The organism is Hyphomicrobium sp. 802, from assembly GCF_000526135.1.
Lineage (GTDB): Bacteria > Pseudomonadota > Alphaproteobacteria > Rhizobiales > Hyphomicrobiaceae > Hyphomicrobium_B.
The window spans coordinates 1204215-1214251 of sequence record NZ_JAFM01000001.1 but is presented as its reverse complement, the minus strand read 5'-3'; the positions used below and the strand labels follow the sequence as shown (position 1 = coordinate 1214251).

The following is a 10037-nucleotide window of genomic DNA, read 5'->3' as shown; positions in this document are numbered from 1 at the left end:
GACCGAAATCACCTTACTTCGCCTTGGCGACCTTATCGGGATCGTCGAGACTATCCGACCCTTCGATCTTCACTTTGAGGCCAAGCGCCGCAACGACCGCCTCGATAGCGCGCGCCTGCGCAACGAGCGCATCGACGGCATCCAGGATCATCTTGTTTCCGGTCTCGTTCCCGGCCGCCAGCATCTGGTCGTAAGCCATTTCGCCGGAGTCGGCCTTGGTCTTGATCGCCTTGATCTTCTCCAGCGTCACCGCCATCGCATCATCGACACGCTTTGCGGCATCCGGCGCCTTATCGCGAGCAAGCTCGGCGATGCTCGGCCCACTGACCGGCGTCACGCCGTCGTACTTGCCGCTCCAGATCTCCATCATGCCGACCTGATCGTAGTAATGGCTGTTATGCGTGTTGTCGGAGAAGCAATCGTGCTCTTCCTCCGGATCATGCAGCAGAACGCCAAGCTTCATGCGCTCGCCTGCAAGCTCTCCGTACGACAGCGAACCAAGACCCGTGAGGATCGTCGAGAGCTGTGCATTGTCGTTCTGCTCCGCAAGCGCCTTGCGAGCTTTGCCGTCCGTCTTCCAGTCATCGACCATCTCGGCAAGATCATCGACCAACAGACCCGAAGCGGCTTTCAGGTAATCGCGGCGGCGGTCGCAATTACCATGCGTGCAGTTCTTGAGGTCGTAATCGCTTGCCGGACGCTCGCCTGCACCCGGTCCTGTGCCGTGCAGATCCTGTCCCCAGAGCAGGAACTCGATCGCGTGATATCCGGTACCGACGTTCGCTTCGACATCGAGCGCGCTGTTGAGCTTCGCGATGACCGTCTTGTCGATCTTGCTGGCGTCGAGCATTTTCGGCCCGAGGCGGATTTTCTTGTTGGCGATGACATTGGCCGTGTAGAGCGGATTTTCTTCCTTCGTATCGCCGTAGCTCGCTTCGTCGACATAATCGATGAGGCCTTCATCGAGCGGCCACGAGTTCACCTCGCCCTCCCAATCGTCGACGATCTTATTGCCGAAGCGGAAGCCCTCAGTCTGCATGTAGGGAACGCGCGAAGCTTTCCAGGCCGTGCGCGCGGCCGCCAGCGTCTCGGCGTTCGGGGACGCTAAAAACGCGTCAATCGACTTGTCGAGATCCTTGGCTTTCGCCAGCGCATCGCCATACATTGCCTCGGCCATGTCGCCGTAGTTTTTCATGATGTCTTTGGTGGCAGGCGGAGCCGCGAGCGCCGGTCCACAGCTGACGGCCAGAGCAACGGCCGATACGGCCGCAAATCGAGTTGCGCAGGTCCACAAATTTGCTTTCTTCGACATCACAGATCTCCCGCAGCTTGCTGTCCTCTGCGATCCGCAACACTCGAACGGATTCGCCCAGCCCCATTATTGACCTCGATGGTATAGAAAGCCGGCGCAATTAAGTGTCAAGTGAACTCAGGTCAGTTCGGCCACTTGCCACCCTGACAAGAATTTGAAACAAGCAGGGGTAGGAATTCTTCCGTCGCGATCGCGCGGTCCAGGTAATTCGAATATGCGCTTGACGAAGCAAACCGGCCACGCGATCCGCATTCTGATCGATTGTGCGCAGGCAAAAGACCAGCTTGTGAAAGTTGCTGACGTCTCAGACCGTCTGGGCGTCACGAAGCAGAATGTCTTCAAGATCGTCCACATTTTGTCGCACGCCGGATTTCTGACCGCCGTAAGAGGTCCCAACGGCGGCGTCCGCCTTGCCCGCCCGGCTACCCAAATCCGTGTCGGCGACGTGGTCCGCGCCATCGAAGTGACGCGCGTTCAAGTCGAGGGCGGGAATTCCGACCAGCCCAGCGAAGCCGACCCCGGCAACATCAACGCCATGTTCGACGACGCGCTGACAGCATTCATCTCTGTCCTCGATCAGCACACGCTTGCGGAGCTCGCGGTCAAGTCGCCGATCGGATTCACCGAAACCGAACCGAACGGATCGAGCGATTCGGACCACAAATTGCGTAGCAAGAAGCCGGCAGCACGCGGCACGCGGCGCACCTGAATTGCTGACTAGCTTATGGCGCCCTTCAAGATTACTCCAACGGGCATGACCCGTGAGAACGCTCGCCTAAGTTTTGCAGCCCTTTGCGCTGTCGCCCTTCTTTTGTTCGCTCTATTGTCGATCTGGGCGACCGGGCCACTTCGCGATTTAATTTTCTTCGGCTGTGGATTGTTTGCTGCCATTGCCGCGTTATTTGCATGGCCACGCGTTACGCTCGATCAAAAAGCGAGTGACATGACAGGCATTGGCTCAAGCTCAGATAAGAATTTGACTTGGATCGATCTCGCCGCCGCGATGCCCGATCCCGCGATCGTGCTCGATGAAGCCTCCGTCATCCTTAATTATAACGCTGCCGCCCGCGGCCTGTTCGACCGCCTTCGCCAAGGCGTCCCGCTCGAGCACGTCAACCGCGATCCCGAGTTGATCTCAGCCGTTTCCAACGCACTTCAGAACGGCGAGAAAGGCACCGCACATCTCGTTCCGCGCGGCGGTGCCGGTCAGCGTCTCATCGCCACTGTTGCCCCCCTCGGCGCCGCGGTAGAACGCCCGCCGATTGCCGCGCTAATTACAATCCATGATGAATCCGAGCAGCATCGCCTGCTTGAGATGCGCACGGACTTTATCGCCAACGCCAGCCACGAACTTAGAACACCGCTGGCATCCGTGCGCGGCTTCATCGAAACCCTGCAAGGCCCGGCGCGAAATGACGAAAAAGCCCGAGAACGCTTCCTCGCCATCATGGCCGATCAGGCCGAACGCATGACGCGCCTGATCGACGATCTGCTGCTGCTCAGCCGCGTCGAGGAAAAGGCCAACCTGAAGCCGGAAGGCCGCGTTGACGTCAACGATCTCATCGAAGACGTCACCCGCTCTTTGATGCCTTTTGCAGAAGAACGGCACATCACAATCGAGGTCGAACCATCAGCCGGCCCGCTGATTGCGATGGGCGATCGCGATGAGTTGTTCCAGGTCTTTCACAACCTCGTTGAAAATGCCGTCAAATACGGCAAAGAAGGCGGCTCCGTAAAAGTTTCCCTACTGAAGAAAAACAGTGCGCGAGACGAAAAATTTCCCGCACGCGCTCACGTCTCGATCACGGATAACGGTCCAGGCATCGCGCCTGAGCATTTGCCCCGCCTCACCGAGCGCTTCTACCGCGTTAGCGCCGAACATAGCCGCCGCATCGGCGGCACAGGTCTCGGCCTCGCGATCGTCAAGCACGTGCTGAACCGGCACGAAGCCGAGCTTTCCGTCCAATCGGTGGTCGGCCAGGGCACCACTTTCAACGTCTCTCTGCCCGCCTACAAATAAATATAATAAAATCATATAACTAGACTGTCACAATTCCATAGCTTGAACTCGCTAGAACGAGTCCCGCGTTGGATGACAGTGTTATGACTGCCGCTGAAAGCCAGTTGGCCTAGTCCGAACAACCTAATCTTGCGCGGCGCGCGCCTTGGGGGAGGGCCGCAGACGCTTCCTAAAATTGTTCTCTCAGGGAGCATCTTTGCAGGATCCGTCGGAAGAAACCCGATCACCGCATCTGAAAGAGACGACTACGGACGATTTCCACGGCTTAGAAAACAATCCGTTAACGTTTCACAAAGGCGTGAACTAACTGGACTAGAGAGTGCTTGCCGGCTCGCCCGGCAGATGGAGTGGCGAGGCCTCAAGCCCCCGTTCAACAAGGAGACCACGAGTGAAACAGTCTTTTATGGCGCTTATTGCGGCGTTTGCGGCGACAGCCGCTGCGACCGCCCCCGTCAAAGCCGACAACATTTCCGGCGCGGGTGCCACGTTCCCGTATCCGATCTACGCAAAGTGGGCTGACGCCTACAAGAAAGAGACCGGCGTCGGCTTGAACTATCAGTCGATTGGCTCCGGCGGCGGCATCAAGCAGATCGAAGCCAACACCGTCACGTTCGGCGCTTCGGACAAGCCGCTCAAGGGTGAAGAACTCGAGAAGAACGGCCTCGTCCAGTTCCCGACCGTCATGGGCGGCATCGTTCCGGTTGCTAACCTCGATGGCATCAAGCCGGGCGAAATCGTTCTCGATGGCCCGACCATCGCCAAGATCTACCTCGGCGAAATCAAGACCTGGGACGACCCGGCCATCAAGAAGCTGAACCCGGACGTGAAGCTTCCGTCGGATGCCATCGCTGTTGTCTTCCGCTCGGACGGATCGGGCACGACGTTCGTTTGGACGAACTACCTCTCGAAGGTCAGCCCTGAGTTCAAGGAAAACGTTGGCTCGAACACGTCGGTCCAGTTTCCGGTCGGCATCGGCGCGAAGGGCAACGAAGGCGTCGCCAACAACGTGATGCAGACGAAGGGCGCTATCGGCTACGTCGAATACGCCTACGCCAAGCAGAACAAGCTGACGTACACGAAGATGATCAACAAGGACGGCAAGACCGTTGCTCCGGTCATCACCGCCTTCCAGGCCGCGGCGTCTAACGCTGACTGGGCTTCGGCTCCGGGCATGGGCGTTATCCTGACGGACCAGCCGGGTGCAGAATCGTGGCCGATCACGAACCCGACCTTCATCCTGATGCACAAGAAGTCGAAGGATGCTGCTGCCGCCAAGGAAGCCCTCAAGTTCTTCGAATGGGCTTACGCCAACGGCGACAAGTCTGCGGAAGACCTTGACTACGTTCCGCTTCCGGACAACGTCGTTGCGATGATCAAGAAGAGCTGGGCTGACATTGTCGGCGACGACAACAAACCGGTTCTTTCGAACTAAGCGTTCGCTAGGCCGAGAGACGCCCGCTTTCGGGTGCCTCTCGGCTGCGCAAAAAAATGATGTCCTTATCCTGGTGCGGAGCGGAAACTTGACCTTCATGACAGACGCCAACACGCAAGCGATGGCTGCGGCGGCAGCCAGACGCAAAGTACTTGAAGGTCTAAAAACGACGGACACGATGTTCCGCGTGCTAACCAAATCTTCCGCTTATTTCGTACTGATCCTCCTGAGCGCGATTTTCGTATCGCTCGTCCTCGGAGGCTCGCTCGCATTCCAGACCTTCGGCCTCAGCTTTCTCACCACCGAAGTCTGGAACCCTGTCACCGAGAAATTCGGCGCACTGGCCCCGATCTACGGCACCATCGTGACGTCGGCGATCGCCATGCTGGTCGCTGTTCCCATAGCCATCGGCATCGCAGTATTTCTGACCGAGCTTTGCCCGATGTCCCTCCGCCGTCCGATCGGCATCGCGATCGAATTGCTCGCGGGCATTCCGAGCATCATCTACGGCATTTGGGGCTTGTTCTATTTCGCTCCTACTCTGCAGCGCTATGTCCAGCCCGAACTGATCGCCTTCTTCAAACCGATCCCGATCCTCAACGGCCTGTTCGCCGGTCCGCCATATGGCATCGGCATTCTGACCTCTGCCCTCATCCTGGCGATGATGGTGCTTCCCTTCATTACTGCGGTCTGCCGCGACGTTTTTGAGACCGTCCCGGCGGTGCTGAAAGAAGCCGCCTACGGCTTGGGATGGACCACCCGCGAAGTCGTGAAAAACGTCGTCATTCCCTATACCCGCGTCGGCATCATCGGCGGCGTCATGCTCGGCCTCGGCCGCGCGCTCGGCGAGACGATGGCGGTCACCTTCGTCATCGGCAACGCGCACCGAATTTCGGAATCGATTCTGGCGCCGGGCACCACAATCTCTGCCACGATCGCCAACGAATTCACCGAAGCGGTCGGCGACATATACACATCGTCGCTCATCGCTCTCGGCCTCATCCTCTTCTTCATAACCTTTGTCGTCCTGGCTCTCGCGCGCCTCATGCTGATGCGTATCGAGAAAAAGGCGGGAGCATAAACATGGCCTTGGATATGGCAAAATACCGCCGTCGGCGCGTGCGAAGCACGATCACCGTCGGCCTGTGCTGGGCGGCATCCGCGCTCGGCCTAACGATCCTGGCCGTCATCCTCGCGACGCTGCTGTTCAAAGGCTTCGCGGGCTTGAACTTCAAGGTCTTTACGGAAATGACGCCACCGCCCGGCAGCGACGGCGGCCTTCTGAACGCCATCGCCGGCAGCTTCGTGATGTCCTTCATCGGCGTCGCGGTCGGCACGCCAATCGGCATCCTCGCCGGCACGTATCTGGCGGAGTATGGCCGTTACAGCAAAGTCTCGTCGGTGATCCGCTTCATCAACGACATTCTGCTCAGCGCCCCTTCGATCGTGACGGGCCTCTTCGTCTACGAGATCCTCGTCCGCACGATGGGCCACTTCTCGGCCATCGCTGGTGCCGCGGCCCTGGCGGTACTTGTCATCCCGACGGTCGTTCGCACGACTGAAAACATGCTGCTGCTGGTTCCGAACCAGCTTCGCGAAGCCTCTTCAGCGCTCGGCATGCCCCAGTCGCTCGTCATCCGTAAGGTGGCTTACAAGGCGGCCCGCGCCGGCATGATCACGGGCGTGCTGCTTGCTATCGCTCGCGTCAGCGGCGAAACCGCTCCGCTTCTGTTCACCGCTCTTAACAACCAGTTCTGGAGCACCGATCTTAATGCTCCGATGGCAAGCTTGCCGGTCGTTATTTTCCAGTATGCCTTGAGCCCTTACGAGGACTGGCAGCGCCTCGCCTGGACCGGCGCACTGTTAATCACCGCAGCGGTGCTCACGCTTAGTATCGCCGCTCGTTACCTGGGTACTTCGAGGACATCCAAATGAACGTAATGTCAAAAGACGTCGACACCGGCCTGACCGAGAAAATTTCGGTCCAGGACCTGAAGTTCTACTACGGATCGACTCTGGCACTCAAAGGCATCTCGTTGCCGCTTTACGAGCGGCAGGTGACAGCCTTCATCGGACCTTCGGGTTGCGGCAAGTCTACGCTCCTGCGTGTTTTGAACCGCATGTACGATCTTTATCCCGGCCAGCACGCCGAAGGTAAGATCATGTTCGACGGTGAAAACATCCTCGACATGAAGGACCTGAACCTGCTGCGCTCGCGCATCGGCATGGTGTTCCAGAAGCCGACGCCGTTCCCGATGACGATCTATGAAAATATCGCGTTCGGTCTTCGCCTTTATGAGCGCCTGCCGAAATCCGAAGTCGACGCCCGCGTCGAAAGCGCCCTCGAAAAGGCAGCGCTCTGGAAGGAAGTAAAAGACAAGCTGCACGCCAGCGGCCTGTCGTTATCCGGCGGTCAGCAGCAACGTCTGTGCATCGCCCGCACAGTTGCGATCCGCCCGGAAGTCATCCTGTTCGACGAGCCCTGCTCCGCTCTCGATCCGATTTCGACCGCTAAGGTCGAAGAGCTGATCGACGAGTTGAAGAACGAATTCACGATCGCCATCGTGACCCACAACATGCAGCAGGCAGTCCGCGTCTCGCAGAATACTGCTTTCATGTACCTCGGCGATCTCGTCGAATTCGGCGACACCAAAAAGCTTTTCACAAACCCAACGGATAGTCGCACGCAAGACTACATCACCGGCCGCTTCGGCTAGAGATGACGTTGAGGCCAAACCGGATTTCAGGATTACGACGATGAACGAACATACCGTGAAGTCATACGAGGAAGAGTTGAAGCTCCTCGACCGCCGCATCGCGCAGATGGGCGGCTATGCCGAAAAGCTTCTCGTTCAGGCGATGGACTCGCTCGAACGCCGCGACCCTAAGCTCGCCGAGAAAGCCGTTTCCGACGATGTCATGGTCGACCAGCTCGAACGCGAGCTGCAGGACCAGGTCATTCTGATGATTGCCCGCCGCCAGCCGGTCGCCAACGACCTGCGCCACATCATGACAGTCATCAAGATTGCGGGCGACCTTGAGCGTATCGGCGACCTTGCCAAGAACATCGCCAAGCGCGCTCTCACCATTGCAGGGGAAGCCTATCCCAAGCCGCTGATGACCGGCATGCGCCACATGACCGAGATGGTGCAGCAGCAGCTCAAGGACGTTCTTGATGCGCTGACGACGCTCGATGCCGAGAAGGCGATGGAAGTCTGGCGCAACGACCAGCAGGTCGACGCTATGTATAACTCGCTGTTCCGCGAACTCCTGACGTACATGATGGAAGATCCGCGCAACATCGGTATCTGCACGCACTTCCTCTTTGGCGCCAAGAATATCGAGCGCATTGGCGACCACACGACAAACATCGCCGAGAACGTCTACTACCTCGTGCACGGCGTACCGATCGCCGACGATCGGCCGAAGGGCGACAAGACCTCTTCGACACTGATTACGCCGCGCCAATGACCGTACGACCCTGAGAGCAACCCCGATCCAATATCATGCCAGCTAAGATTATCGTTGTTGAAGACGAAGCGCCGCTAGCCGAGCTTCTGAAGTACAATCTTCAGTCGGAAGGTTACGACGTCGTGCAAGCCGCCGATGGCGAGGAAGCCGAACTATTGCTCGCCGAACAAACCTTCGATCTGGCGATATTGGATTGGATGATCCCGAAGATCTCCGGGATCGAGCTTTGCCGCCGTCTGCGCAACCGCGGCGACACGCAGAGCCTGCCCATCATCCTGCTGACCGCCCGCGGTGAGGAATCTGACCGCGTGCGGGGCCTGACGACCGGCGCCGACGACTACGTCACGAAGCCGTTCTCCGTGCAGGAATTGATGGCACGTGTGAAAGCCCTGCTCCGGCGCGCGGCGCCGGAGCGCATGAGCGATATTCTCGTCTCCGGCGAGATCACGATGGACCGCGGTGCCCACAAAGTGACGCGTGGCGTCCGCGAGGTCCGCCTCGGCCCGACCGAATACCGCATGCTCGAAGTCTTCATGGAAAGCCCGCGCCGCGTTCTCTCGCGCAGCCAGCTTCTCGACCGCGTATGGGGCCAGTCCTCGGAGGTCGACGAGCGCACCGTCGACGTTCACATCGGCCGTCTCAGAAAATCGCTGATCCGCGGCAACGAAGCCGATCCGATCCGCACGGTCCGTGGCGCCGGCTATGTCTTCGACGGCCGCGAAGCCGAAACGCAGGCTTAATAGCGAGCCATGTGTCCTCGGGCTTGTCCCGAGGATCCAGCAATCAACATCACCGCGGCATAATAGATCCCCGATCTCATGCCGAGGATGACGAGAGAATACAGCTAAAGACTGACTCTCAGCTTGGCGCGGTTAGGCAGCTAGACAGATTGCGCGCGACGCCATGCATCAGATCGAAGTAGAGCTTCGGCCCCGGCGTCAGCAATTGCCCTTCGACGTCGATCGTCCCCGAACGGGCATGCGTCCCTTCGGTAACCGCAGCAACAAGGTTTGGCTGGAACTCCGGTTCGGTAAAAACACAGACTGCACCGAGCGACGAAATCTTGCTGCGAACCTCCGTCAGTCTTTTTGCGCTCGGCGGCACGTCCGGGCTGACCGTAATCGATCCCACGGCGTGAAGCCCGAAGTGATGTTCGAAATACTGCGTCGCGTCGTGGAAGACGATGAAGGGCTTGCCTTGCGCCCCTTTCATTTCACTCGAAAGGTCATGGTCGAGCGTATCGAGATCGGCATCGAGCGCCGCCTCGTTGCTTTTCACTTTGCTCGCGTACTCAGGATAGCGCGCAATGAGCGCTTTCGCGATGTCGGCCGCAATGGCCTTGGCGTTCGACGGATCGAGCCAGAGATGCCCATCCTCTCCGTCCTCATCATGATCATCGTGATCGGCAGCGCCTGCTTCCTCATGATCGTGCGCGTCCGCCTCATGCTCGTGCTCATGCTTCTCGAACGTGCCGCCTTCGCGTTGATCCAGCAGCGTCACGCCATCTGCGCCCGCAAGCGTCACCACTTTGACGTTCGACGGCAATGTCGTCACGATCTTGCGCGTAAACGGCTCCAGCGTATCCGACACACGAACGAAAATATCCGCTTCGTTGATAGCCCGCGCTGTCGACGGCTTGAGCGTGAACGTATGCGGCGATGCCGATCCTTCGACGATAAGCTGCGGCGTCCCGATGCCGTCCATCAGACGCGTCACAAGCGAATGTACGGGCTTGATCGTCACGACGACCTTCGGCGCGTCGGCAGCGCTGACAGCGGCCGTAGCGCTTGTCATCGCGGCCG

General features: G+C 58.8%; 10 protein-coding genes. 8 read left to right on the top strand and 2 right to left on the bottom strand.

What is annotated here, in order from left to right:
- Positions 1-13: 13 nt before the first annotated feature.
- Positions 14-1312 (bottom strand): imelysin family protein, encoded by a 1299-nt coding sequence (locus tag HYP802_RS0106055; RefSeq protein ID WP_013946240.1) that lies wholly within the window; start codon positions 1310-1312, stop codon positions 14-16.
- A gap of 214 nt (positions 1313-1526) precedes the next feature.
- Between HYP802_RS0106055 and HYP802_RS0106050 the strand changes: the two genes are divergently transcribed.
- From HYP802_RS0106050 to phoB, 8 genes are all read left to right on the top strand, one after another.
- Positions 1527-2021 carry an Rrf2 family transcriptional regulator gene (locus HYP802_RS0106050; protein WP_013946239.1) on the top strand — a complete coding sequence of 165 codons (495 nt, stop codon included), beginning with the start codon at positions 1527-1529 and terminating at the stop codon, positions 2019-2021.
- 234 nt (positions 2022-2255) lie between these two features.
- Positions 2256-3332: an ATP-binding protein gene (locus HYP802_RS0106045; protein ID WP_244420965.1), complete on the top strand. Its 1077-nt coding sequence runs from the start codon at positions 2256-2258 to the stop codon at positions 3330-3332.
- A 403-nt stretch (positions 3333-3735) separates the two neighbouring features.
- Positions 3736-4764: a phosphate ABC transporter substrate-binding protein PstS gene (pstS, locus tag HYP802_RS0106040; RefSeq protein WP_029670825.1), complete on the top strand. Its 1029-nt coding sequence runs from the start codon at positions 3736-3738 to the stop codon at positions 4762-4764.
- A gap of 121 nt (positions 4765-4885) precedes the next feature.
- Positions 4886-5845 carry a phosphate ABC transporter permease subunit PstC gene (gene pstC / locus HYP802_RS0106035; protein ID WP_050976848.1) on the top strand — a complete coding sequence of 320 codons (960 nt, stop codon included), beginning with the start codon at positions 4886-4888 and terminating at the stop codon, positions 5843-5845.
- 2 nt (positions 5846-5847) lie between these two features.
- Positions 5848-6699: a phosphate ABC transporter permease PstA gene (gene pstA, locus HYP802_RS0106030; RefSeq protein WP_013946234.1), complete on the top strand. Its 852-nt coding sequence runs from the start codon at positions 5848-5850 to the stop codon at positions 6697-6699.
- The gene (pstB, locus tag HYP802_RS0106025; RefSeq protein ID WP_013946233.1) at positions 6696-7481 is read left to right on the top strand and encodes a phosphate ABC transporter ATP-binding protein PstB; all 786 of its coding nucleotides are present in this window, start codon (positions 6696-6698) and stop codon (positions 7479-7481) included. Before pstA ends, pstB begins: the two co-directional genes overlap by 4 nt.
- 40 nt (positions 7482-7521) lie before the next feature.
- Positions 7522-8235 (top strand): phosphate signaling complex protein PhoU, encoded by a 714-nt coding sequence (gene phoU, locus HYP802_RS0106020; RefSeq protein WP_013946232.1) that lies wholly within the window; start codon positions 7522-7524, stop codon positions 8233-8235.
- A gap of 35 nt (positions 8236-8270) precedes the next feature.
- Positions 8271-8975 carry a phosphate regulon transcriptional regulator PhoB gene (phoB, locus tag HYP802_RS0106015; RefSeq protein ID WP_013946231.1) on the top strand — a complete coding sequence of 235 codons (705 nt, stop codon included), beginning with the start codon at positions 8271-8273 and terminating at the stop codon, positions 8973-8975.
- A gap of 118 nt (positions 8976-9093) precedes the next feature.
- On the opposite strand, the gene HYP802_RS0106010 is transcribed toward phoB, so the two are convergent.
- On the bottom strand, positions 9094-10029 hold the full coding sequence (locus HYP802_RS0106010) for a zinc ABC transporter substrate-binding protein (RefSeq protein WP_035575992.1): 936 nt from the start codon (positions 10027-10029) through the stop codon (positions 9094-9096).
- Between the last annotated feature and the right edge of the window lie 8 nt (positions 10030-10037).